The 23,914-nt window shown below is 60.9% G+C and carries 19 protein-coding genes; 14 read left to right on the top strand and 5 right to left on the bottom strand.

Going from position 1 to position 23,914, the window contains the following annotated elements; translation table 11 throughout:
* Positions 1-57: 57 nt before the first annotated feature.
* The 4 genes from ABV589_RS08040 to gap form a co-directional block, all read right to left on the bottom strand.
* On the bottom strand, positions 58-2,643 hold the full coding sequence (locus ABV589_RS08040) for a TonB-dependent receptor (protein ID WP_367085495.1): 2,586 nt from the start codon (positions 2,641-2,643) through the stop codon (positions 58-60).
* A gap of 122 nt (positions 2,644-2,765) precedes the next feature.
* The gene (locus tag ABV589_RS08035) at positions 2,766-3,731 is read right to left on the bottom strand and encodes a FecR domain-containing protein (protein WP_367085494.1); all 966 of its coding nucleotides are present in this window, start codon (positions 3,729-3,731) and stop codon (positions 2,766-2,768) included.
* A 124-nt stretch (positions 3,732-3,855) separates the two neighbouring features.
* Positions 3,856-4,374, bottom strand: coding sequence for a sigma-70 family RNA polymerase sigma factor (locus ABV589_RS08030; protein WP_108592185.1), 519 nt, complete (start codon positions 4,372-4,374; stop codon positions 3,856-3,858).
* 192 nt (positions 4,375-4,566) lie between these two features.
* On the bottom strand, positions 4,567-5,568 hold the full coding sequence (gap, locus tag ABV589_RS08025; protein ID WP_095137054.1) for a type I glyceraldehyde-3-phosphate dehydrogenase: 1,002 nt from the start codon (positions 5,566-5,568) through the stop codon (positions 4,567-4,569).
* 220 nt (positions 5,569-5,788) lie between these two features.
* On the opposite strand from gap, the gene edd reads away from it, so the two are divergent.
* From edd to ABV589_RS07970, 11 genes are all read left to right on the top strand, one after another.
* Positions 5,789-7,615 carry a phosphogluconate dehydratase gene (edd, locus tag ABV589_RS08020; protein ID WP_367085493.1) on the top strand — a complete coding sequence of 609 codons (1,827 nt, stop codon included), beginning with the start codon at positions 5,789-5,791 and terminating at the stop codon, positions 7,613-7,615.
* Positions 7,612-8,562 (top strand): glucokinase, encoded by a 951-nt coding sequence (locus ABV589_RS08015; protein ID WP_367085492.1) that lies wholly within the window; start codon positions 7,612-7,614, stop codon positions 8,560-8,562. Before edd ends, ABV589_RS08015 begins: the two co-directional genes overlap by 4 nt.
* Positions 8,563-8,739: 177 nt before the next feature.
* A complete protein-coding gene (locus ABV589_RS08010) occupies positions 8,740-9,471 on the top strand; it encodes a response regulator transcription factor (protein ID WP_007917879.1) in 732 nt (243 codons plus the stop codon).
* Positions 9,461-10,930, top strand: coding sequence for an ATP-binding protein (locus ABV589_RS08005; RefSeq protein ID WP_367085491.1), 1,470 nt, complete (start codon positions 9,461-9,463; stop codon positions 10,928-10,930). Before ABV589_RS08010 ends, ABV589_RS08005 begins: the two co-directional genes overlap by 11 nt.
* A gap of 219 nt (positions 10,931-11,149) precedes the next feature.
* Complete coding sequence (locus ABV589_RS08000) at positions 11,150-12,409, top strand: AGE family epimerase/isomerase (protein ID WP_367085490.1); 1,260 nt, start codon at positions 11,150-11,152, stop codon at positions 12,407-12,409.
* A gap of 118 nt (positions 12,410-12,527) precedes the next feature.
* Positions 12,528-13,829: an ABC transporter substrate-binding protein gene (locus tag ABV589_RS07995; protein ID WP_367085489.1), complete on the top strand. Its 1,302-nt coding sequence runs from the start codon at positions 12,528-12,530 to the stop codon at positions 13,827-13,829.
* A gap of 140 nt (positions 13,830-13,969) precedes the next feature.
* Positions 13,970-14,878 (top strand): carbohydrate ABC transporter permease, encoded by a 909-nt coding sequence (locus ABV589_RS07990; protein WP_003227452.1) that lies wholly within the window; start codon positions 13,970-13,972, stop codon positions 14,876-14,878.
* The gene (locus ABV589_RS07985) at positions 14,871-15,716 is read left to right on the top strand and encodes a carbohydrate ABC transporter permease (protein WP_007969317.1); all 846 of its coding nucleotides are present in this window, start codon (positions 14,871-14,873) and stop codon (positions 15,714-15,716) included. Before ABV589_RS07990 ends, ABV589_RS07985 begins: the two co-directional genes overlap by 8 nt.
* A 2-nt stretch (positions 15,717-15,718) precedes the next feature.
* Positions 15,719-16,879 carry a sn-glycerol-3-phosphate ABC transporter ATP-binding protein UgpC gene (gene ugpC, locus ABV589_RS07980; RefSeq protein ID WP_367085488.1) on the top strand — a complete coding sequence of 387 codons (1,161 nt, stop codon included), beginning with the start codon at positions 15,719-15,721 and terminating at the stop codon, positions 16,877-16,879.
* A gap of 221 nt (positions 16,880-17,100) precedes the next feature.
* Positions 17,101-18,450, top strand: coding sequence for a carbohydrate porin (locus tag ABV589_RS07975; protein ID WP_007969320.1), 1,350 nt, complete (start codon positions 17,101-17,103; stop codon positions 18,448-18,450).
* 272 nt (positions 18,451-18,722) lie between these two features.
* Complete coding sequence (locus tag ABV589_RS07970; protein WP_007969321.1) at positions 18,723-19,577, top strand: D-hexose-6-phosphate mutarotase; 855 nt, start codon at positions 18,723-18,725, stop codon at positions 19,575-19,577.
* A gap of 209 nt (positions 19,578-19,786) precedes the next feature.
* On the opposite strand, the gene ABV589_RS07965 is transcribed toward ABV589_RS07970, so the two are convergent.
* Positions 19,787-20,647, bottom strand: coding sequence for a MurR/RpiR family transcriptional regulator (locus tag ABV589_RS07965; protein ID WP_367086180.1), 861 nt, complete (start codon positions 20,645-20,647; stop codon positions 19,787-19,789).
* A 226-nt stretch (positions 20,648-20,873) separates the two neighbouring features.
* Between ABV589_RS07965 and zwf the strand changes: the two genes are divergently transcribed.
* From zwf to ABV589_RS07950, 3 genes are read left to right on the top strand one after another with little or no spacing between them, the layout of a single operon-like run.
* Positions 20,874-22,340, top strand: a complete 1,467-nt coding sequence (gene zwf, locus ABV589_RS07960; protein WP_367085487.1) for a glucose-6-phosphate dehydrogenase — start codon at positions 20,874-20,876, stop codon at positions 22,338-22,340.
* Positions 22,327-23,040 carry a 6-phosphogluconolactonase gene (gene pgl / locus ABV589_RS07955; protein ID WP_367085486.1) on the top strand — a complete coding sequence of 238 codons (714 nt, stop codon included), beginning with the start codon at positions 22,327-22,329 and terminating at the stop codon, positions 23,038-23,040. The genes zwf and pgl overlap by 14 nt, the downstream gene beginning before the upstream one ends.
* 17 nt (positions 23,041-23,057) lie before the next feature.
* Positions 23,058-23,723, top strand: coding sequence for a bifunctional 4-hydroxy-2-oxoglutarate aldolase/2-dehydro-3-deoxy-phosphogluconate aldolase (locus tag ABV589_RS07950; protein WP_007969324.1), 666 nt, complete (start codon positions 23,058-23,060; stop codon positions 23,721-23,723).
* Positions 23,724-23,914 lie beyond the last annotated feature (191 nt).

Genomic DNA, 23,914 nt, shown 5'->3' with positions numbered 1-23,914 from the left:
AACCGTAAAAAAAACCCTGCGACGCGCAGATCAATGCGCGCCGCAGGGCCGTGCGGATCAGATGTCCCAGACCAGGTTGATCGCGAAGTTGCGGCCCGGTTGGGTCAGGCGGTCGAGGTTGGCCGGGCTGATGACCGAAGCCTCGCCCACACCGTCGTAACCGCGTACGTCATCCCACAGCCAGTATTTCTTGTCGGTCAGGTTATAAATGCCGCCGCTGACGGTGACGTCATCGGTAACCTTGTAATAACCGGCCAGGTCGAGAATGCCGAAGCCTGGCGATTTGAACTGGCTGCTGACGCCGTCCGGCGACTTGAATTGCGTGTCGTCGACGCGATCCTTCTTCTTCACCACGGTCCAGCTCAGCAGGCCACCGTAGTTGTCCTGGTCGTAACCCAGGCCGAACACGCCGGTCAGCGGGTTGACGCTGTTGAGCGGCTCGCCGGTGTCGTTGTTGCGACCGTAGGCGTAAGCGATCGAGCCTTGGGTGTAGAGGCCTTGCGGCGCGCCGAACGCATCGAGGTTCAGACGACCTTTGACTTCGGCGCCCTTGATGGTCGCGTGCTTGATGTTGCTCGACTGGAAGGTCAGCTCGTCATAGCCGGGAGTAACGGCGTCTTCGTTGATGAAATCGCGGTACTTGTTATAGAACACCGCCACATCGAACGAGCCTTGCTCGAAGTTGCCGCGCAGACCGGTTTCATAGCTTTTGCTTTTCTCCGGTTCGAGGTTCGGGTTCGGCGCCACGTTGTAGCCGGTGGTGCTGTTTTCGAAGCGGCCGTACAGCGCTTTGGCGGTTGGCGTGCGGAAACCTTCGGCGTACTGGCCGTACCAGGTGTAGTTATCGGTCAGGGCGTAGGTCAGGCCGAATTTGGGCGAGACTTTGTGCCAGGTCTTGTTCTCGTCGCTGACCGTGCCGTTGCCATCGGCGGCCACGGTGTTGAGGAATTCCTGGGTGATGTGCGGCTTGAGCTGGGTGTAGTCGTAGCGCAGGCCCGGGAGGAAGGTCCACTTGTTCCAGCTGATCTGATCCTGGGCGAACAGGCTGTAGGTGTTGATGGTCGGGTCCGGGAAGTCGCTGGATTTTTTCAGCACGTCTGCCGCGCTGGTGGCGCCGATGGCGGTGCAGCCACGGCCGACTGCCAGGCACTTGCCGTCGCCGCTGCGCGAGCCGGTGACCTTCTGCTGCTTGATCGTGGTGCCGTAGGTCAGCACGTGATCGGTGTCACCGATGGCGAAGGCCTTGTCCAGTTGCGCATCGAATACCCACTGTTTTTCCTCGTAGATTGTGTCGCGAGTGCGCAGCACTTTACGGGTCATCGGGTAGTAGAACTCCTCGGTGCTCTGGTCAGTCTTGGCGACCTGATGGTTGAGGCTCCACTTCACGTTATCCGCCAGCAGGCTGTCGAGGGCAAAGCTATGCTCCAGGCCGAAACGCTCGCGGGTGATGGTGTCATTGCCGGTGCGCCACTGGTACATGCCGCCGGGCAGCATGCTGTTGGGGATGGTCGGCGCGCCATTGAAGTACGGGCCGCCGTAGGCGCTTTTCTGATCGGTGTCGCGATCGTCCTTGTACTTTTCGTAGGTCAGGCCGAGACGCGAATCTTCGTTGTAGTTCCAGCCGATTTTCGCCAGTACGTTGGTGGCTTTGACGTCTTCCGGGTTGGCGGCGGTGCGCGCCAGGCCGGTGCCGTTGTTGCTGCCGTAGGAGTCGGTTTCGTGACCGTCGCGCTGGCTGAAGTGCAGCAAGCCATCGAACTGCTCGGCACGGCCGGCGACGGTGGCGGATTTCAGCCAGCTCTCATCGGCGGAGCTGTAACCGGTTTTCAGGCGGGCGCCGACATCTTTGCCGGGCTTGATGATGTCGTCCGGGTCGAGGGTGTAGTAACTGACGGCGCCGCCGATGGCGTTGCTGCCGTACAGCACCGAGGCCGGGCCACGGAGGATTTCCACGCGTTTGACGATTTCCGGGTCGACGTAATTGCGCTGGGTCTTGGCGTACGGGCCGTTGAAGAACCCGTCCGGCACTTCGACGCCGTCAACCTGCGTCAGGATGCGGTCGCCGTCGATGCCGCGAATGTTGTAGCCGCTGATGCCGCCGCGCTGGCCGGCGCCGCCGACGGACACGCCCGGCTCGTAGCGCACCAGATCCTTGATGGTGTTGACGTTGTTGCGGTCCAGATCCTGGCGGGTCTGCACAGTGACGGTGGCCGGAACGCTATTGACCGACTGCTCCTGGCGGGTGGCGCTGATGGTCACCTGATCCAGATTGAGTGCGCCGCTGGTACTGCGCTTCTCCAGCACCACATTGTTGTTGCTCAGCTTGCGGAAGCTCAGGTTGGTCCCCACCAACAGGCGCTCCAGGGCTTTCTCCGGCGGCAGCGAACCGCGCACGCCCGGCGACGAAACACCCTGACCCAGTTCTGCCGGCAAGCCGACCTGCCAGCCGGTCACGCTGGTGAAGGCATTGAGCGCCGACACCAGCGGTTGCTGGCCGATCGAGAACGAATAACCACCCATGTTGCGCGCCGGTTGTTCGGTGGCGGCCATCAGCGGTGCGGTGCCGGCCATGAGGATGGCGGCCGTCAGCAACGACAATACGCGGGAAGGGGTAGCAGTCTGGCGGGTAAGGCGAGAGGACATCGATAGCGCTCCGTGTCGCACGAATCTTTATAGGTGCTGATTCGCGTCAGAAGATGCGAATCAATTGCATTGGCTATAACGAGACGAACGGGATTCGGCTATCGAGTAAAAATAATTCTCATTTAGTTCAAAATCACCAGCGCGGGGAATTCCTGCAGGCGCGCCGAGGTGATGTGAGCGAGGGAACGCACGACGTCCAGCGGCTGGTCGAGACGGTAATTGCCGGTGACGTTGACGTCGGCCAACTGCTCGTTGGTGTTGATGATCCAGCCCGGGTAGTAGCGGCGCAGTTCGGCCAGCACCTTGTCGAGCGGACAGTTCTCGAAAATCAACCGGCCCTGGACCCAGGCAAGATCGGTGGCGGTATCCAGTTTGGCCGGATGATCGAAACCATTGGGACCGATGCGAATGCTTTCTCCGGCGGACAAGCGCACCCGCGCGTCGTTGTGCGTGGCGCGCAGATCGACATCGCCGCGCTGCACATTGACCTGCGCGACGCCGTCCAGATAACGCACGGCGAACGCGGTGTCGCGCACGCTGGCCTGTACCGGTCCGGCATCGATTTCCAACGGTTGACCACGATTGGCGGCAACCTCGAAAAACGCTTCGCCCTGATACAGCCGCGCCACGCTCTGGCGTTCGTTGATGGTGCTGGAGAACGCCGAGTTGGTGTTGAGCAGCACCCTGGAGCCATCCTCCAGTTGCAGACGCTGGCGCTCGCCGACCACGGTCAGGTGATCGGCTTGAAGGCGCATCGGCAGGTTGCTGAAACTGAACAGGCCCAGAATCAGCACCGCAGCGGTGGCCAACGGTTTCCAGTGCGGACGCAACCGCTTGAGAACGGTGACTTTCGCCGGTTTGGCCGCGAGGCTTTGCGCGCACTGGGCGACTTGCGGCCCGTCCCAGACCGCCTGAGCCTTGGCGAACGCCTCCGCATTCAATGGATCGGCCGCCAGCCAGGCGTGAAACTGCCGGGTCTGCTCGTCGTCCGCACTGCCGAGCACGATGAGCCAGTCCAGAGCCTGGTCCATTGCGCTTGCAGCGTCCTGCGCCGTTGCGGGCGAAGGCGAGCGGTGGGTGTCCGTCACGGTGTGTCCTCGGCAGTGTCTGTGCACGGCTGTTTTTTTAGTGAAGCGTAAAAATCGGGCAAGGGTAGCAAAGCCCGATGATCAGTGCAGGCACTGCTGATGCATAGAGAAAAGTCTTACGGCCTCAATCGCCATTCAGACGCTCGGCGACACCGATGCAGATCGACATGATCAGCTTGAGTTCCTTCTGCACGGTGCTCAACGAGACGTTCAACTCGTCGGCGATTTCCTGATAACTGTGCCCGTGCAGGCGGCTGAGAATGAAAATCTGCTGCTGGCGGGGGCTGAGTTGACTGAGGCTCACGTTCAGGCGCTCCAGCATCTGTTCGGCATGGGCGGCGTCTTCGGCGCTGCTGGCGGGGGCGGCGACGCTGTGCACCACGTCCTGCGGCACGTCATCGACCATGGTCCGTGAATGGATCTTGCGCGCACGCAGATGATCGAGCGCCAGATTGCGCGCAGTCTGGAACACGAAGGGTTCAAGGTGATCGATGGCGCGCTCGCTCAGCGCCCGCGTGACGCGCAGGTAGGTCTCCTGCAACAGGTCTTCGGCGGTGCTGTGGTTGTTGACCATCCGCTCGATCGTGCGCAGCAGGGATGTGCGCTGAGAGAGGAAGACGTGATTGAAGCGCGATTGACTCACGGGGGAACCTGATCCATTTCGAGCGAATGATAATGCTTATCATCTAGTCGACTGGTCAAGTGTTGTTTTTGAACGAAGCAGGCAAATGTAGGAGCTGCCGAAGGCTGCGATCTTTTGATCTTGTTTGTAAAAAATCAAAATCAAGATCAAAAGATCGCAGCCTTCGGCAGCTCCTACAGGGGCGGCGTAGCTTTATTCGGCGTTGCACAGCGCCAGGCAGTTATCCAGCATGCGGTTGGAGAAACCCCATTCGTTGTCGTACCAAGCCAGCACCTTCAGCAGTTTGCCGCTGGCTTTGGTGTGGTTGGCGTCGAAGATCGACGACAGCGGGTTGTGGTTGAAGTCGCTGGAAACCAGCGGCAACGTGTTGTAACCCAAAATTTTCGAATGCTGGCTGGCGGCTTTCATCAGCGCGTTGACCTCGTCGGCCGTGGCTTCCTTTTTCAACTGCACAGTCAGGTCCACCAGCGACACATTGATCACCGGCACCCGCACGGCCATGCCGGTCAGTTTGCCCGCCAGTTCCGGCAGCACCAGGCCCACCGCTTCGGCGGCGCCGGTCTTGCTCGGGATCATGTTCTGCGTGGCCGAGCGCGCGCGGTACGGGTCGGTGTGGTAGACGTCGGTCAGGTTCTGGTCGTTGGTGTAGGCATGAATGGTGGTCATCAGGCCGCTTTCAATGCCCAGCTCGCGGTGCAGCACCTGCGCCACGGGCGCCAGGCAGTTGGTGGTGCACGACGCGTTGGAGATGATCTGGTGCGACTGGCGCAGAATGTCGTGGTTCACACCATAAACCACGGTAGCGTCCGCACCTTTGGCCGGGGCCGAGATGATCACTTTGCGCGCGCCGGCAGTAAGATGCGCGGCCGCTTTGGCGCGGTCGGTGAACAGACCGGTGCACTCGAACACCACGTCGATCTTTTCCGCCGCCCATGGCAGCTCGGCCGGGTTGCGAATCGCGCTGACCGCAATACGGTCGCCATTGACCGTCAGGCTCTCATTGTCATGGGCCACTTCGGCGTCGAATGTGCCGTGAACGGTGTCGTATTTGAGCAGATGGGCGTTGATGGCGCTGTCGCCCAGATCGTTGATGGCGACGATCTGCAAATCCTGTCGATAGCCTTGGGTATACAGTGCGCGCAGGACATTACGGCCGATGCGGCCAAAACCATTGATTGCGATTCGAAGAGTCATTGAACAGCGCCGCCGTCGTTTTGTTGTTGGAATTACAAGATTATTCGCATAAAAATAGAAAACAAGCCTTTTTAGTGGCAATATTTTGTTTTATCTACAACGAGTGACCTGAATCAACTGGTCCGAATGGTCAAAAAAGCCGTCTGTCATTCCAACAACAACGGCGTTTGATCAGCATAGACAATCAGGTCGCCACATCCGTTAGCCTGGAGTTCTACACATGCATCCCCGCGTTCTTGAGGTCACCGAACGGCTTATCGCCCGCAGCCGCGCCACGCGTCAGGCTTACCTTGCACTGATTCGCGGTGCCGCCACTGACGGGCCGATGCGCGGCAAGCTGCAATGCGCCAACTTCGCCCACGGCGTGGCCGGGTGTGGCAGCGAAGACAAGCACAGCTTGCGGATGATGAACTCGGCGAACATCGCCATCGTTTCTTCGTATAACGACATGCTCTCGGCGCACCAGCCGTACGAAGTCTTTCCCCAGCAGATCAAGAACGCCTTGCGCGAAATCGGTTCGGTCGGCCAGTTCGCCGGCGGTACGCCAGCGATGTGCGATGGCGTGACCCAGGGCGAGCCGGGCATGGAGCTGAGCCTGCCGAGCCGCGAAGTGATCGCCATGTCCACGGCGGTGGCGCTGTCGCACAACATGTTCGACGGCGCGCTGATGCTCGGCATCTGCGACAAGATCGTGCCGGGCCTGATGATGGGCTCCCTGCGCTTCGGCCATCTGCCGACGATTTTCGTCCCGGGCGGGCCGATGGTCTCGGGTATTTCCAACAAGGAAAAAGCCGACGTGCGGCAGAAGTACGCCGAAGGCAAGGCAACCCGCGAAGAGCTGCTGGAATCGGAGATGAAGTCCTACCACAGCCCAGGCACTTGTACCTTCTACGGTACCGCCAACACCAACCAGTTGCTGATGGAAGTCATGGGCCTGCACTTGCCGGGCGCTTCGTTCGTCAACCCGAACACCCCGCTGCGTGATGCCCTGACCCGCGAAGCCGCGCATCAGGTCACGCGTCTGACCAAACAGAACGGCAACTTCATGCCGATCGGCGAAATCGTCGACGAGAAGGCGCTGGTCAACTCGATCGTCGCGCTGCACGCCACCGGCGGCTCGACCAACCACACCCTGCACATGCCGGCCATCGCCATGGCCGCTGGCATCCAGCTGACCTGGCAGGACATGGCCGACCTCTCCGAAGTCGTACCGACCCTGAGCCACGTCTACCCGAACGGCAAAGCCGACATCAACCACTTCCAGGCCGCTGGCGGTATGTCGTTCCTGATCCGTGAGCTGCTTGAAGCGGGCCTGCTGCACGAAGACGTCAACACCGTGCTCGGCCATGGTCTGAGCCGCTACACCCAAGAGCCGTTCCTCGATAACGGTGAGCTGGTGTGGCGCGAAGGCCCGACCGACAGCCTCGACGAAAACATCCTGCGCCCGGTGGCGCGCGCGTTCTCCGCCGAGGGCGGCTTGCGGGTGATGGAAGGCAACCTTGGTCGCGGGGTGATGAAAGTTTCCGCCGTGGCGCTGGAAAACCAGATCGTCGAAGCACCGGCCATGGTGTTCCAGGATCAGCAGGATCTGGCCGATGCGTTCAAGGCCGGTTTGCTGGAGAAGGATTTTGTCGCGGTGATGCGCTTCCAGGGCCCGCGCTCCAACGGCATGCCCGAGCTGCACAAGATGACGCCGTTCCTCGGCGTGCTGCAGGATCGCGGCTTCAAAGTCGCGCTGGTCACCGACGGGCGCATGTCCGGCGCGTCGGGGAAAATCCCGGCGGCGATTCACGTCAGCCCCGAGGCTTATGTCGGCGGTGCTTTGGCGCGAGTGCAAGAGGGCGATATCATCCGCGTCGATGGCGTCAAAGGCACTTTGGAACTCAAGGTCGACGCCGCCGAATTTGCAGCGCGCGAACCCGCCAAAGGCCTGTTGGACAACAACATCGGCAGCGGTCGCGAACTGTTTGGCTTCATGCGTTTGGCCTTCAGCTCGGCGGAGCAGGGCGCCAGCGCCTTCACTTCTGCCCTGGAGACGCTTAATTGAAACTGGCTTTGGTCGGTGATATCGGAGGCACCAACGCGCGGTTCGCGTTGTGGAAAAACCAGCAACTGGAATCGGTTCAGGTGCTCGCGACAGCCGACCACGCCAGCCCGGAACAGGCGATCAGCCTGTACCTGGGCGGCCTCGGTCTGGCGCCGGGTTCGATCGGTTCGGTGTGCCTGTCGGTGGCGGGGCCGGTGAGTGGTGATGAATTCAAGTTCACCAACAATCACTGGCGCCTGAGCCGCACGGCGTTCTGCCAGACCTTGCAGGTCGAGCAACTGCTGCTGATCAACGACTTCTCGGCGATGGCGCTGGGCATGACCCGTTTGCAGCCCGGCGAATTCCGCGTGGTCTGCGAAGGTACGCCGGAGCCGTTGCGCCCGGCGGTGGTGATCGGCCCGGGCACTGGCCTGGGCGTCGGCACCTTGCTCGATCTCGGCGAAGGGCGGTTTGCCGCCTTGCCGGGGGAGGGCGGTCACGTTGATCTGCCGCTGAGCAGCCTGCGTGAAACCCAGCTCTGGCAGCACATCCACAACGAGATCGGCCATGTCAGTGCGGAAACAGCGCTGAGCGGTGGCGGTTTGCCGCGAGTTTATCGTGCGATCTGCGCAGTGGACGGACATGAACCAAAGCTTGATACGCCGGAAGCAATCACCGCCGCCGGTCTGGCCGGTGACCCGATCGCGCTGGAAGTGTTGGAGCAGTTCTGCTGCTGGCTCGGCCGCGTGGCCGGCAACAACGTACTGACCACCGGTGGTCGCGGCGGCGTGTACATCGTTGGCGGGGTGATTCCGCGCTTTGCCGACTTTTTCGTCGAAAGCGGTTTCGCCCGCAGCTTCGCCGACAAGGGCTGCATGAGTGATTACTTCAAGGGCATTCCGGTGTGGCTGGTGACGGCGCCGTATTCGGGGCTGGTGGGTGCCGGTGTGGCACTCGAACAGGCTTGAGACCGAGTCGCTTTCATCGCTGGCAAGCCAGCTCCCACAGGATTGAAGACAATCTCAGGATGTGTACAAGACCTTGTGGGAGCTGGCTTGCCAGCGATGAGGCCAGAACAGGCAACAAATTTCCAAGGTTCATCAGGCATAATCCGCCCCAATTCCAACAACAAGGATGCCTTCGAAGTGAGCTCAGTCAACAAGTCGATATTGTTGGTCGATGACGACCAGGAAATACGCGAGTTGCTGGAAACCTACCTGACCCGCGCCGGGTTTCAGGTGCGGGCCACGGCCGATGGCGCCAGTTTCCGCCAGGCACTCAACGAGGCGCCCAGCGATCTGGTGATCCTCGATGTGATGCTGCCCGATGAAGACGGTTTCAGCCTGTGCCGCTGGGTGCGTCAGCATCCGCGTCAGGCGCAGGTGCCGATCATCATGCTCACCGCCAGTTCCGACGAAGCCGACCGCGTGATCGGGCTGGAACTCGGCGCTGACGACTACCTCGGCAAACCTTTCAGCCCTCGTGAACTGCAAGCCCGAATCAAGGCGTTGCTGCGGCGGGCGCAGTTCGGCCAGGAGCGCAGCGGCAGCGACGTGCTGGCCTTCGACGAGTGGCGGCTGGACATGGTCAGTCATCGACTATTCCACACCGACGGCGAAGAAGTGATTCTCTCCGGCGCCGACTTTGCGCTGCTGAAGTTGTTTCTCGATCACCCGCAGGAAATCCTCGACCGCGACACCATCGGCAACGCCACCCGTGGCCGTGACCTGATGCCGCTCGATCGCATCGTCGACATGGCCGTCAGCCGCTTGCGTCAGCGCCTGCGCGACACGGAAAAACCGCCGCGACTGATCCGCACCGTGCGCGGCAGTGGCTACCAACTGGCAGCCAATGTGGTTGCCGGCAATGCTCACTGAGTCGCTGCGCGGGCTTGCCAGCAAAGTACCGGTGCCGCGTTCGCTGCTCGGGCGGATGCTGCTGCTGACGTTGCTCGCGGTGCTGTTCGCACAGACCTTGTCGAGCGTGATCTGGGTTTCGCAATTGCGCGCGACCCAGCTCGAAGGCCTGGTCACCAGCGCCCGCAGCCTGGCCCATTCGATGACCGCCAGCGTCAGCTATTTCCGCTCGTTGCCGGTGGCGTACCGCCCGCTGGTGCTCGACCAGTTGCGCAGCATGGGCGGCACCCGTTTCGTGGTCACGCTCAACGACAAACCGCTGGGCATGGAGGTTCTGCCGATCACCCCGCGCAAAGCTGCGGTGATTCAGGCGGTGGACGAAGTACTGCGTCAGTCGCTGGGCCACGATACCGATATCTCGGTGACCTTCGTCAGCCCCGAGGATCTGCGAATCTTCAATGCCGGGCTGAAACTCGATGAACTGCCGCGCTCTTGGGCGCATTACGCGCTGACCCTGGAACCGGTGAACCCGCCGGTGCTGGTGACGCAGATTCAGATGGCGCCCGGCGAATGGCTGTACATCGCGTCGCTGTTGCCCGAACCCTACACCAGTCTTGAAGAGCAGGGCCTGCCGGCGCAGCAGGTTTGGTTCATCGTCCTCACCAGCGGTTTTCTGCTGTTGTTCATCGGCTTGCTGGTGCACTGGCAGAGCCGGCCGCTCAAGCGTCTGGCGCGGGCGGCGCGGGACCTGTCGCTGGGCGCCGACGTCGAGCCGGTGGCCGAGGGCGGCGGCAGTGAAGTGGTGGAAGTGGGGCGCGCGTTCAACACCATGCGCGAACGCATCAGCCGTTACCTGACCGAACGCAGCCAGTTGTTCAGCGCGATTTCCCATGACCTGCGCACGCCGATCACCCGTCTGCGCTTGCGCGTCGAACTGCTGGAAGACGAGAAACTTCAAGCCAAATTCGGCCGCGATCTGGATGAACTGGAGATGCTGGTCAAAGGCGCGCTGCAGTGCGTGAAAGACACCGACATCCACGAGAACATCGAGCCGGTGGATCTCAATCATGTGCTCGACTGTCTGGTGGAGCCGTATCTGGCGCCCAACGGCAACGGCCGCGTGACTCAGCACGGGCGGGCGCTGGCGACCTATCCGGGCAAGCCTTTGGCACTCAAGCGCTGCATCGGCAATCTGATCGACAATGCGTTGAAGTACGGGCAGAACGCGCATCTGCACATCGACGACGATGAAAGCGCCTTCGTGCTGCACGTCGACGACGAAGGCCCGGGGGTGCCGGAGCAGCGGCTGGAGCAGGTGTTCGAGCCGCACTTTCGGCTGGCCGGGCAGCAGCAGGGATATGGCCTCGGTCTGGGCATTGCACGCAACATCGCCCACAGCCATGGCGGTGAGGTGACGTTGCAGAATTTGCGTGAGGGCGGGTTGCGCGTGACCCTGCAGTTACCGCGCAGTGTTGACTGATACTTTCCCTGTGGCGAGGGAGCTTGCTCCCGCTGGACTGCGCAGCAGGCCGTCTTTTGGGTGCCGCTTCGCGCCACAGCGGGAGCAAGCTCCCTCGCCACAGGTTTCACTTCGCACCTATGTCACGATCCGGTGACAAAACCCGTCCCCTTCGTTACAAGCCCACCCCGGCCTGTTGTTTAGACTGCCCGCAGTCATAACAACAAAAAAGGGCCACTCATGGACACCTTCCACCCAGGCTTCAGCAGTTGGCTGAACGCCCCTGCCCACCAGCAATGGCTCGCCGACGAAGGTCTGCGCCTGCTGGCATTCGCCAAGGCAGCAAAGCTGCCTGAAGGTTTCGGCAACCTCGACGAGCGCGGCCGTCTGCCGGCGCACGCGCAAGCCGAAACCATGAACACCGCGCGCATGACCCACAGTTTCGCCATGGCCCATATTCAGGGCTTGCCGGGGTTCGCGGAGCTGGTCGATCACGGCATCGCCGCCCTGCGCGGGCCGCTGCGGGATGCGCTGCACGGCGGCTGGTTTGCGGTCGCCGAACATCGCGATGGCAACACCGGCAAGAACGCCTACCTGCATGCCTTTGTCGCGCTCGCGGCCAGCTCGGCGGTGGTAGCGCAACGTCCCGGCGCCCAGGCGCTGCTGGATGATGCGATCGACATCATCGACACGTATTTCTGGAGCGAAGAAGAGGGCGCGATGCGCGAATTCTTCAATCGCGACTGGCGCGAAGAAGAAGCCTATCGCGGCGCCAACAGCAACATGCACGCTACCGAAGCATTCCTCGCGCTGGCCGATGTCACGGAAGATCCACGCTGGCTGGTGCGTGCACAACGCATCGTCGAGCGGGTGATCCACGGTCACGCTGCCGCCAATGGCTACATGGTCATCGAGCACTTCGATCGCGACTGGCAACCGCTGCGCGAGTACAACCGCGACAATCCCGCTGACGGCTTCCGACCTTACGGCACCACGCCGGGCCACGGTTTCGAGTGGGCGCGGCTGTTGCTGCACCTCGAAGCCGCGCGGGTCCAGGCCGGAATGCTCACGCCCGGTTGGCTGGCGACCGATGCGCAAAAACTCTTCGAGCAGAATTGCCGCAACGGCTGGGACGTCGATGGCGCCCCGGGGATCGTCTACACCCTCGACTGGGACAACAAAGCCGTGGTGCGTCACCGTTTGCACTGGACCCATGCCGAGGCCAGCGCCGCAGCCAGCGCCTTGCTCAAACGCACCGGAGATGCGCAATACGAAACCTGGTACCGGCTGTTCTGGGAATTCTGTGAAGGCCATTTCATCGATCGCTGCGACGGCAGCTGGCACCACGAACTCGGTCCGCAAAACCGTCCGAGCGCCGATATCTGGCCGGGCAAACCCGATCTGTATCATGCCTGGCAGGCGGTATTGATCCCTCGTCTACCCTTGTCACCGAGTATGGCGACAGCTCTGGCGCAAATATCCCGGCCTGCTCCTGTGTAACCATGTGGTGACATTTGCGCGTCCCTTCGTTACCTGCGAAGGGAATCGCCCTGTTTAAACTCCTGTGCAGCGCAAGCACCAGACTTGCATGCATAACAACAAGAAAGGTACATCTCAGATGAATGCGATTTCTCGCCTCGCTACTGTCATTTCTGTCGCCTCCCTGTTCCCGCTCGCAATGCTGCCTCTCAGTGTTTCCGCTGCCGAATCCAAAGGTTCGGTCGAAGTCGTGCACTGGTGGACGTCCGGTGGCGAAAAAGCCGCTGTCGATGTGCTCAAGGCGCAAGTTGAAAAAGACGGTTTCACCTGGAAAGACGGCGCTGTCGCCGGCGGTGGCGGTGCCACGGCCATGACCGTGCTGAAAAGCCGCGCCGTTGCCGGCAACCCACCGGGCGTCGCCCAGATCAAAGGTCCGGACATCCAGGAATGGGCTTCCACCGGTCTGCTCGACACCGACGTCCTGAAGGACGTGGCCAAAGAAGAGAAGTGGGACAGCCTGCTCGACAAGAAAGTCTCCGATACCGTGAAGTACGACGGTGATTACGTGGCCGTACCGGTGAACATTCACCGGGTGAACTGGCTGTGGATCAACCCGGAAGTCTTCAAGAAAGCCGGCATCACCAAGAACCCGACCACCCTCGAAGAATTCTACGCCGCCGGCGACAAGCTCAAGGCTGCGGGCTTCATCCCGCTGGCTCACGGCGGTCAGCCTTGGCAGGACAGCACCGTGTTCGAAGCCGTGGTGCTCTCGGTCATGGGCGTTGATGGTTACAAGAAAGCCCTGGTCGATCTGGACAACAAGGCGCTGACCGGCCCGGAAATGGTCAAGGCGCTGACCGAGCTGAAGAAAGTCGCGACCTACATGGACGCCGACGGCAAGGGTCAGGACTGGAACCTGGAAGCGGCCAAGGTCATCAACGGCAAGGCTGGCATGCAGATCATGGGTGACTGGGCCAAGTCCGAATGGACCGCCGCCAAGAAAGTCGCCGGCAAGGACTACGAGTGCGTAGCGTTCCCGGGCACCGACAAGGCATTCACCTACAACATCGACTCCTTGGCGGTGTTCAAGCAGAAAGACAAAGGCACGGCGGCCGGTCAGCAGGACATCGCCAAAGTCGTGCTGGGTGAAAACTTCCAGAAAGTCTTCAGCATCAACAAGGGCTCGATCCCGGTTCGTAACGACATGTTGAACAACATGGACAAACTCGGTTTCGACTCCTGCGCGCAGACCGCCGCCAAGGACTTCCTGGCAGACGCCAAGTCCGGTGGCCTGCAGCCGAGCATGGCGCACAACATGGCGACCACGCTGGCGGTGCAGGGCGCGTTCTTTGATGTGGTGACCAACTACATCAACGACCCGAAAGCCGACCCGGCCGATGCGGCCAAGAAACTGGGTGCGGCGGTTCAGTCGGCCAAGTAATGCTTGGCCCCTGTAGGAGTGAGCCTGCTCGCGATAGCGATCTGTCAGATAAAGGATTCATCAACTGACACACCGCAATCGCGAGCAGGCTCACTCCTACAAGGGGAATGCTCTCGTAAATCATTATTCTGGATTTCCCCATGAGTTCTGTTGCTGTGTTCAGCAAAGCCTCGCCGTTCGATGCACTGCAGCGCTGGCTACCGAAACTGGTGCTGGCGCCGAGCATGTTCATCGTGCTGGTGGGCTTCTATGGCTACATCCTGTGGACGTTCGTGCTGTCGTTCACCACCTCGACGTTCCTGCCCAACTACAAGTGGGCCGGTCTGGCGCAATACGCACGGCTGTTCGACAACGATCGCTGGTGGGTGGCGAGCAAGAACCTCGCGGTATTTGGTGGCATGTTCATCGGCATCACCCTGGTGATAGGCGTGTTGCTGGCGGTGTTCCTCGACCAGCGCATCCGTCGCGAAGGCTTTATCCGCACCATTTACCTGTACCCGATGGCGCTCTCGATGATCGTCACCGGTACCGCGTGGAAATGGTTGCTCAACCCGGGCATGGGCCTGGACAAATTGTTGCGTGACTGGGGCTGGGAAGGCTTCCGTCTGGACTGGCTGATCGACCCGGATCGCGTGGTCTACTGCCTGGTGATCGCTGCCGTGTGGCAGGCCTCGGGCTTCATCATGGCGATGTTCCTTGCCGGCCTGCGTGGCGTTGATCAGTCGATCATCCGTGCCGCGCAGATCGATGGCGCGAGCATGCCGACCATCTACTGGAAAGTGGTGCTGCCCAGCCTGCGTCCGGTGTTCTTCAGTGCGGTGATGATTCTGGCGCACATCGCGATCAAGAGCTTCGACCTGGTCGCGGCGATGACAGCGGGAGGCCCGGGTTATTCCTCCGACCTGCCGGCGATGTTCATGTACTCCTTCACTTTCAGTCGCGGCCAGATGGGCATGGGCTCGGCCAGTGCGATTCTGATGCTCGGTGCGATTCTCGCGATCATCGTGCCTTACCTGTACTCCGAGCTGAGGACCAAGCGTCATGACTAGTCTCGCTGCCAAACCCGCCTTCAGCCTGAGTCGCGTGGCGATCTACGCGGTGCTGATCCTCGCGGTATTGCTGTACCTGATTCCGCTGGTGGTGATGCTGCTGACCAGCTTTAAGACCCCGGAAGACATCAGCACCGGCAACCTGCTGAGCTGGCCGACCGTGGTCAGCGGCATCGGCTGGGTCAAGGCCTGGGCCACGGTGGACGGCTACTTCTGGAACTCGATCAAGATCACCGTGCCGGCCGTGGTCATCTCCACCGCCATCGGCGCGCTGAACGGCTACGTGTTGTCGTTCTGGCGCTTCCGCGGTTCGCAGCTGTTCTTCGGTCTGCTGCTGTTCGGCTGCTTCCTGCCGTTCCAGACCGTGCTGCTGCCGGCCTCGTTCACCCTCGGCAAGATGGGCCTGGCGAGCACCACCACCGGCCTGGTGTTCGTGCACGTGGTCTATGGTCTAGCGTTCACCACGCTGTTCTTCCGTAACTACTACGTGAGCATTCCCGATGCGCTGATCAAGGCTGCACGGCTGGATGGCGCGGGGTTCTTCACGATTTTCCGGCAGATCATTCTGCCGATGTCGACGCCGATCATCATGGTCTGCCTGATCTGGCAGTTCACCCAGATCTGGAACGACTTCCTGTTCGGTGTGGTGTTCTCCAGCGGTGATTCGCAACCGATCACGGTGGCGCTGAACAACCTGGTCAACACCAGCACCGGCGCCAAGGAATACAACGTTGATATGGCAGCGGCGATGATCGCCGGCCTGCCGACCCTGCTGGTCTATGTGGTCGCAGGCAAGTATTTCGTGCGCGGGCTGACGGCCGGCGCAGTCAAGGGGTAATCATGGCAACGCTCGAACTTCGCAACGTCAACAAGACCTACGGTGCCGGCCTGCCGGACACCCTGAAGAACATCGAACTGTCGATCAAGGACGGTGAGTTCCTGATCTTGGTCGGCCCGTCGGGCTGTGGCAAGTCGACCCTGATGAACTGCATCGCCGGCCTCGAGACCATCACCGGTGGCGCGATCATGATCGGCGATCAGGACGTCAGCGGCATGAGCCCGAAGGATCGTGACATCGCCATGGTGTTCCAGTCCTACGCGCTGTACCCGACCATGAGCGTGCGCGAGAACATCGAGTTCGGTCTGAAGATCCGCAAGATGAGCCCGTCGGCGATCGACGAAGAAGTCGCGCGCGTGGCCAAGCTGCTGCAGATCGAACACCTGCTCAACCGCAAGCCGGGTCAGCTCTCCGGTGGTCAGCAACAGCGTGTGGCAATGGGCCGTGCACTGGCGCGGCGGCCGAAGATTTATCTGTTCGATGAACCGCTGTCCAACCTCGACGCCAAGCTGCGCGTCGAGATGCGTACCGAAATGAAACTGATGCACCAGCGCCTGAAAACCACCACGGTCTACGTGACCCACGACCAGATCGAAGCGATGACCCTGGGCGACAAAGTGGCGGTGATGAAGGACGGGATCATTCAGCAGTTCGGCACGCCGAAAGAGATCTACAACGATCCGGCCAACCTGTTCGTGGCGAGCTTTATCGGTTCGCCGCCGATGAACTTCATTCCGCTGCGTCTGCAACGCAAGGACGGTCGTTTGCTGGCGCTGCTCGACAGCGGTCAGGCGCGTTGCGAGTTGCCGATGAGCATGCAGGACGCAGGGCTGGAAGATCGCGAAGTGATCCTCGGCCTGCGCCCGGAACAGATTGTTCTGGCGAACGGCGAGGGCAATGGTCTGCCGAGCATCAAGGCCGAAGTGCAGGTCACCGAACCGACCGGTCCGGATACGCTGGTGTTCGTCAACTTGAATGAGACCAAGGTCTGCTGCCGCCTGGCACCGGACGTGGCACCGCAGGTGGGCGAAACCCTGACGCTGCAATTCGATCCGTCGAAAGTGTTGTTGTTCGATGCCAAGACTGGCGAGCGTCTGGGCGTTGCGGGCCAGGCGCAGACCGAAGCACGGTCGGCGAACGTGACGCAGTTCAAAGGCCGCTAAGAAATCAATGCAGGAATGCGGTCATGTGGGAGCTGGCTTGCCAGCGATGCAGGCAACTCGGTTCACAGTGGAACTGAGTCGATGCCATCGCTGGCAAGCCAGCTCCCACAGGGACCGGATTCCAAACAGGAGCACGCGCTGGATTGCCTGTAATCCAGCGCAATTTATGTAAACCGCGTTGGAAAAAAACAGTTAATAACAATAAAGACGAGGATGTAGGGATGAAAAAGAAACACGTCAATGCCCGGTTGATCTGCCAAGTGTCAGCTGCGGCGGCATTGGTGCTGGCCGGTAACGCCATGGCGGCGGATGCCTTCAGCTCCGACTCGAAATGGATGACCGGTGACTGGGGTGGCGAGCGGACCAAGCTGATCGAGCAGGGTATCGACATCAAGGCCGACTACGTTGGGGAAATGGGCGCCAACCTGCATGGCGGCTACAACGACGACAAGACCGGTCGCTACAGCGATCAGTTCGGTCTGGGCGTGGCGCTGGACCTGCAAAAACTTTGGGGCTGGGACAACACTCAGGCCAAGATCCAGTTGACCAACCGTAACGGGCAAAACATCTCCAACGACCGCGTTGGCGATCCGCGTGCCGGCACTCTGTCGTCGTCGCAGGAGGTCTACGGTCGTGGCCACATGGTGCGTCTGACCCAGTTGTGGATTCAGCACCAGTTCTTCGACAACAAGCTCGACGTCAAGGCCGGTTACTTCGGTGAAGGCGAAGACTTCAACACCTTCCCGTGCGACTTCCAGAACCTGGCGTTCTGCGGCTCGCAAGTGGGTAACTGGGCGACCAACATCTGGTACAACTGGCCGGTCAGCCAGGCCGCGATCCGTGTGAAGTACAACATCAACGACGAGCTCTACGCGCAGATCGGTGCTTACAACCAGAACCCGTCGCAGCTGGAACACGGCAACGGCTTCAAGCTCAGTGGCAGCGGCACCGCCGGTACTGTTCTGCCAGTCGAACTGGTCTGGTCGCCGAAGGTCAACAGCCTGCCGGGCGAATACCGCATCGGTTACTACAAGAGCACGGCGGATGCCAATGATGTCCGCGAAGACGTCAACGGTTTCGACGCGGCGACCACTGGCGACGCGTACAAGACCCACAGCAGCAAACACGGCTACTGGTTCGTCGCGCAGCAGCAACTCACCAGCCACAACGGTGATGCGACTCGCGGTCTGAACATTGCCGCCAACGCCACGTTCCACGACAAGGACACCAACTTCATCGACAACTACCAGTCGGTGATGTTTGTCTACAAAGGCCCGTTCGACGCACGTCCGAAGGATGACGTCGGCATTGGTGCGGCGCGTATCCACGTCAACGATGACGTGAAGAAAAACGCCGAGCTGCTGAATGCTTCCAACGGAGTGTCGGACTACGACAACCCGGTGTTCTCGCCGATTCGTGAAACCGAATACAACTACGAAATCAACTACGGCTTCCACGTCACCAACTGGCTGACCGTGCGTCCTAACCTGCAATACATCACGCACCCGGGTGGTGTGGATGCAGTGGACAACGCTTTGGTCGCTGGCCTGAAAATTCAGTCTACGTTCTAACGTTGTTGCGATAAGCTCCTCTCCATGTGCGCATATTTGCGGACAGCCAAGGCTGTCCGCTTTTTTTTGCGAAGTTCAGTGGATCGCTTTTGTGGCGAGGGAGCTTGCTCCCGCCCGGCTGCGCAGCAGTCGTAATCCGGCAAATGCAGTCTGACTGACACACCGCAGTGAATGGTTTCAGGGCCGCTTCGCAGCCCGGCGGGAGCAAGCTCCCTCGCCACAAGAGCAATGTGGATTGTTGAGTACCCCCATGATTTTCAGGACCGTGGCCAATGCATGAGCATCCGCTGCAACGCTTCTTCAAATCCCTGCGCGAGCGACCGGTGTTCGCCTGGGAGCGCTATCAGATGCGCGATGTGCTGGTGATCGACCATCCGCTGTGTCAGGCGGTGTTCAGTCGGCAGGGCGCGCAGTTGCTGCACTTTCAGCCGCGCGGGCAGAAACCGTGGTTGTGGTGTGCGGCGAAGTGGCCGCACGTTGGCGCCATTCGTGGCGGCGTGCCGGTGTGCTGGCCGTGGTATGGCCGCCATCCGAGCGAAAACGCCTGGCCATCCCATGGCTGGGCGCGGCTGCTCGACTGGAAACTGCTCGACAGCAGCAGTGCCGAAGATGGCGTGCGCCTGCATTGGCAATTGCAGCTATGCGACTGGCAGGTCGACCTGCACGCGCACCTCGGTGAGCGCATGGAATTACGCCTGAGCACCGAGCATCAGGACGACATGCCGTGCCAGTTGAGCCAGGCTTTGCACGCTTACTGGCGTATTGGTGACGTCGGTGAGATAGCGCTGTCTGGCCTCGAAGGTGCGCAGGGTTACGACCAGTTGAGCCGCCAGTCCTGCCAGCAGGAAGGCGAGTTGCGTGTCGATGGTGGTTGTCAGCGGGTGTTCCAGCACGACGGCGAACTACAGCTCAAGGATCACGCCTGGCAGCGCGAGTTGTGCATCGATACCGGTGACAGTGGCGACACCGTGGTCTGGCATCCTGGCTCGCGCCCCCTGTTGGGCGTGAGCTGGGATGAAGTGACCGAGTTTGTCTGTGTCGAAGCGGCGGCGGGCGGTACCGACAGCCTGCATCTGGCGCCGGGGGAGAAGGCGCATTTGAGTTTGCAGGCGTGGGCGGCGGCTTGAGTGTGTCATTCACCTCGTAGCCCCTCACCCTAGCCCTCTCCCGGAGGGAGAGGGGACCGAATCGGGGATATTCGAGAGATTCACCGACCTGAACGAATGTCGGTGAATCCATAATCGACTCGGTGTTTCAGGTCGATGTACCGCGCAAGACACCTCGGTCGGCTCCCTCTCCCTCCGGGAGAGGGCTGGGGTGAGGGTGCTTCTGATCTTTAGCTGAATTCATCCCCAACCGGATACCGGCTGGCATTCAAGCTCTCCTTGATCTTGCGCAGATGCGGCTGGAAATCCACCCCGCGACGCAAGGTCATACCGGTCGCCAACACATCCAGCACTGTCAACTGAATGATCCGCGAAGTCATCGGCATATAGATGTCGGTGTCTTCCGGCAGCGGAATGTTCAGGCTCAGGGTGCTGGCCTTGGCCAGCGGCGAATTTTCGGCGGTCAGGCCCAGCACCGAAGCGCCGTTCTCCCGGGCGATGCGCGCCACTTCCACCAGTTCGCGGGTGCGGCCGGTGTAGGAAATGATCACGAACAGCTCACCCGTATGCGCCACCGAAGCAATCATTCGCTGCATCAGCACGTCTGCGTGGGCGGTGACGGCGAGATTGAAACGGAAGAACTTGTGCTGCGCATCCAAAGCCACAGGCGCTGACGCACCGAGGCCGAAGAAGTGAATCTGCCGCGCCTGAATCAACAGATCGACGGCGCGGCTGATCAGGTTCGGATCGAGCGCCTGGCAAGCGCTGTCCAGCGAAGCGATGGCGCTGCCGAAAATCTTCTGCGTGTAAGCCTCGGGATTGTCATCGGCCTCCACCGCGCGGCTGACATACGCCGCGCCACTGGCCAGGCTTTGCGCCAGTTGCAGCTTGAGTTCAGGGTAGCCGCTGACACCGAACGAACGGCAGAAACGGTTGACCGTCGGCTCGCTCACCGATGCGGCCTGGGCGAGGGCGGCGATGCTGAAGCGAGTAGCCTGCTGCGGGTTGAGCAGGATCACCTCGGCGACTTTGCGTTCGGCCTTGTTCAGCTCTTCAAGGCGACTCTGGATCTGTTCCAGTAAATTTCGCACGCGGTCCATATGGAATTCCTAATTCACCTGCGCAAAGGTGCGCCGGGCTATGCAAATTGGGCCTTTGATATGGCCCGTAACGGTGGCCTATCCTACTGATGGCTCCGACCGACCACCACTCGGAATCTGTATTTTGCGAAAATGTTGTGGTTATTACTACATTTTCCCTTGAGTGATGCCTTGAAAAAAGGTATTTGTAGCTTAACTTGATAAAAGAACAAACATCATGCCTTCGATTACGGTTGAACCGTGCACCTTTGCCTTGTTCGGCGCTCTGGGCGATCTGGCCCTGCGCAAGCTGTTTCCTGCCCTTTATCACCTCGATGGCGCCGACCTGTTGCACGAAGACACGCGCATCCTCGCGCTGGCCCGTGAACCCGGTTCCGAACAGCAGCACATGGCGTTCATCGCCGCCGAATTGCGCCGTTACGTCGGCAAAGAGCTGGACGAGGCCGTGGCCGAGCGCTTTCTGGCGCGCCTGAGCTACCTGCACGTCGACTTCCTCAAGGCTGAAGACTATGTGGCGCTGGCCGAAGCCGCCGGCAGCACGCAACGCATGATTGCCTACTTCGCCACACCGGCAGCGGTGTATGGCGCAATCTGCGAGAACCTGGCGAAAGTCGGTCTGGCAGAAAACACCCGCGTGGTTCTGGAAAAGCCGATCGGCTCCGATCTGGAATCCTCGCGCAAAGTGAACGACGCCGTGGCGCAGTTCTTCCCGGAGAACCGCACCTACCGCATCGACCACTACTTGGGCAAAGAGACCGTACAGAACCTCATCGCGCTGCGTTTCGCCAACAGCCTGTTCGAAACCCAGTGGAACCAGAATTACATCTCCCACGTGGAAATCACCGTGGCCGAGAAGGTTGGTATCGAAGGCCGTTGGGGCTACTTCGACAAGGCCGGCCAGTTGCGCGACATGATCCAGAATCACCTGTTGCAGCTGCTGTGCCTGATCGCCATGGACCCGCCGGCCGACCTGTCCGCCGACAGCATCCGTGATGAAAAGGTGAAAGTGCTCAAGGCGCTGGCGCCGATCAGCCCGGAAGGCCTGACCACCCAAGTGGTGCGCGGTCAGTACATCGCCGGGCACAGCGAAGGCAAGTCCGTGCCGGGCTACCTCGAAGAGCCGAATTCCAACACCCAGAGCGACACCGAAACCTTCGTCGCCCTGCGTGCCGACATCCGCAACTGGCGCTGGGCCGGTGTGCCGTTCTACCTGCGCACCGGCAAGCGCATGCCGCAGAAACTGTCGCAGATCGTCATCCACTTCAAGGAACCGTCGCACTACATCTTTGCGCCGGAACAGCGCCTACAGATCAGCAACAAACTGATCATCCGTCTGCAACCGGACGAAGGTATTTCCCTGCGCGTGATGACCAAGGAGCAGGGCCTGGACAAGGGCATGCAACTGCGCAGCGGCCCGCTGCAACTGAATTTCTCCGACACCTGGCGCAGCGCACGGATCCCCGATGCCTACGAGCGGTTGTTGCTGGAAGTGATGAACGGCAATCAGAACCTGTTTGTCCGTAAAGATGAAATCGAAGCCGCGTGGAAGTGGTGTGACCAGTTGATCGCCGGCTGGAAAAAATCCGGTGACGCGCCCAAGCCGTATGCGGCCGGGTCGTGGGGGCCGATGAGCTCGATTGCACTGATCGCGCGGGACGGGAGGTCGTGGTATGGCGATATCTGATGTGAAACTGCCGGCGGGCGTGAATGCCCACGAATTCAAGAGCCCGGTGCTGTTGGCCGAAGGTCTGGCACTGAACGTTGCCAAGCAACTGAGCGAAGCGATCGCCGCACGTGGCAACGCGGTGCTGGTGGTCTCTGGCGGACGCAGCCCGGTGGCGTTTTTTCAGCACCTGGCCAAGCAGGCGCTGGACTGGTCGAAGGTCGTCGTGACCCTCGCCGACGAACGCTGGGTACCGATTGAACACGCCGACAGCAACGCCGGCCTGCTCAAGCAGTACCTGCTCAAAGGCCCGGCGGCCAAGGCGCAGTTCCTCAGCCTTTACAGCGCGGCGGCCAACGTCGAGCAGGCTGCGGAACAGGCCGACCGTCTGCTCGCGGAATTGCCACCGATTGACGTGCTGGTGCTGGGCATGGGCGATGACGGTCACACCGCGTCGCTGTTCCCTGACAGCCCGAACCTGACTGAAGCCTTGCAGGCCGACGGCACTCGTCGCTGCTGGCCGATGCTGGCGCCGAGTGTGCCGCGTCAACGCCTGACCATGAGCCGCGCGCTGCTGGCTTCGGCCAAGCACAAGATTCTGTCGATTTCCGGTCAGTCGAAACTGACCACCCTGAATGCCGCACTGGCATCCGACGACGTCGCGGCCATGCCGGTGCGCGCGTTTCTGCAACCCACGTTAGAGATTTACTGGTGCCCATGAGCCAAGGAACAGCCGCTATGACAACCCCATCCCCGACCGTTTCCATGGCGGACAAAGTTGCCCTGATCGACAGCCTCTGCGCCAAGGCGCGGATTCTGCCGGTGATCACCATCGCCCGTGAACAGGACGTGCTGCCACTGGCCGACGCTCTGGCCGCCGGTGGCCTGACCGCGCTGGAAGTGACCCTGCGTTCGCAGTTCGGTCTCAAGGCGATCCAGATCCTGCGTGAGCAGCGTCCGGAGCTGGTGACCGGTGCCGGCACCGTACTTGATCGCAACATGCTTGCGGCGGCGGAAGCGGCGGGTTCGCAGTTCATCGTCACCCCGGGCATCACCCGTGACCTGCTCGAAGCCAGCGTCGACAGCCCGATTCCGCTGCTGCCGGGCATCAGCAACGCCTCCGGCATCATGGAAGGCTATGGCCTGGGTTATCGCCGCTTCAAGCTGTTCCCGGCGGAAGTCAGCGGCGGTGTAGCAGCAATCAAGGCCCTCGGCGGCCCGTTCGGCGAAGTGAAATTCTGCCCGACTGGCGGCGTCGGCCCGGCCAACATCAAGAGCTACATGGCGTTGAAAAACGTCATGTGCGTGGGCGGCAGCTGGATGCTTGATCCCGAGTGGATCAAGAACGGCGACTGGGCGCGCATTCAGGAATGCACCGCCGAGGCCCTGGCGCTGCTTGACTAAACGTTTTACCTGACACTTCGTTGTGTGTTCTACGGCTTTACGGTGCGCTTGGTCGGTGCACCGTTTTTTTTTGCCCGAAAAAAACCAAACCCCTGTAGGAGCTGCCGCAGGCTGCGATCTTTTGATGTTGTTTTTTAATCAAGATCAAAAGATCGCAGCCTGCGGCAGCTCCTACATAGTCATTCGTTACG

It is taken from the genome of Pseudomonas sp. HOU2 (genome assembly GCF_040729435.1).
GTDB lineage: Bacteria > Pseudomonadota > Gammaproteobacteria > Pseudomonadales > Pseudomonadaceae > Aquipseudomonas.
Note: the sequence above shows the minus strand (reverse complement) of the source record. Positions and strands in the feature narration are given on the sequence as shown.

What these genes read in the sequence shown, in the direction of transcription:
- ABV589_RS08040 (WP_367085495.1), bottom strand. Translation starts at nt 2,643, where the DNA reads ATGTCCTCTCGCCTTACCCGCCAGACTGCTACCCCTTCCCGCGTATTG.
- gap (WP_095137054.1), bottom strand. Translation starts at nt 5,568, where the DNA reads ATGACTCTTCGAATCGCAATCAATGGTTTTGGCCGCATCGGCCGTAAT.
- edd (WP_367085493.1), top strand. Translation starts at nt 5,789, where the DNA reads ATGCATCCCCGCGTTCTTGAGGTCACCGAACGGCTTATCGCCCGCAGC.
- ABV589_RS08005 (WP_367085491.1), top strand. Translation starts at nt 9,461, where the DNA reads ATGCTCACTGAGTCGCTGCGCGGGCTTGCCAGCAAAGTACCGGTGCCG.
- ABV589_RS08000 (WP_367085490.1), top strand. Translation starts at nt 11,150, where the DNA reads ATGGACACCTTCCACCCAGGCTTCAGCAGTTGGCTGAACGCCCCTGCC.
- ABV589_RS07995 (WP_367085489.1), top strand. Translation starts at nt 12,528, where the DNA reads ATGAATGCGATTTCTCGCCTCGCTACTGTCATTTCTGTCGCCTCCCTG.
- ABV589_RS07990 (WP_003227452.1), top strand. Translation starts at nt 13,970, where the DNA reads ATGAGTTCTGTTGCTGTGTTCAGCAAAGCCTCGCCGTTCGATGCACTG.
- ABV589_RS07985 (WP_007969317.1), top strand. Translation starts at nt 14,871, where the DNA reads ATGACTAGTCTCGCTGCCAAACCCGCCTTCAGCCTGAGTCGCGTGGCG.
- ugpC (WP_367085488.1), top strand. Translation starts at nt 15,719, where the DNA reads ATGGCAACGCTCGAACTTCGCAACGTCAACAAGACCTACGGTGCCGGC.
- ABV589_RS07975 (WP_007969320.1), top strand. Translation starts at nt 17,101, where the DNA reads ATGAAAAAGAAACACGTCAATGCCCGGTTGATCTGCCAAGTGTCAGCT.
- ABV589_RS07970 (WP_007969321.1), top strand. Translation starts at nt 18,723, where the DNA reads ATGCATGAGCATCCGCTGCAACGCTTCTTCAAATCCCTGCGCGAGCGA.
- zwf (WP_367085487.1), top strand. Translation starts at nt 20,874, where the DNA reads ATGCCTTCGATTACGGTTGAACCGTGCACCTTTGCCTTGTTCGGCGCT.
- pgl (WP_367085486.1), top strand. Translation starts at nt 22,327, where the DNA reads ATGGCGATATCTGATGTGAAACTGCCGGCGGGCGTGAATGCCCACGAA.
- ABV589_RS07950 (WP_007969324.1), top strand. Translation starts at nt 23,058, where the DNA reads ATGACAACCCCATCCCCGACCGTTTCCATGGCGGACAAAGTTGCCCTG.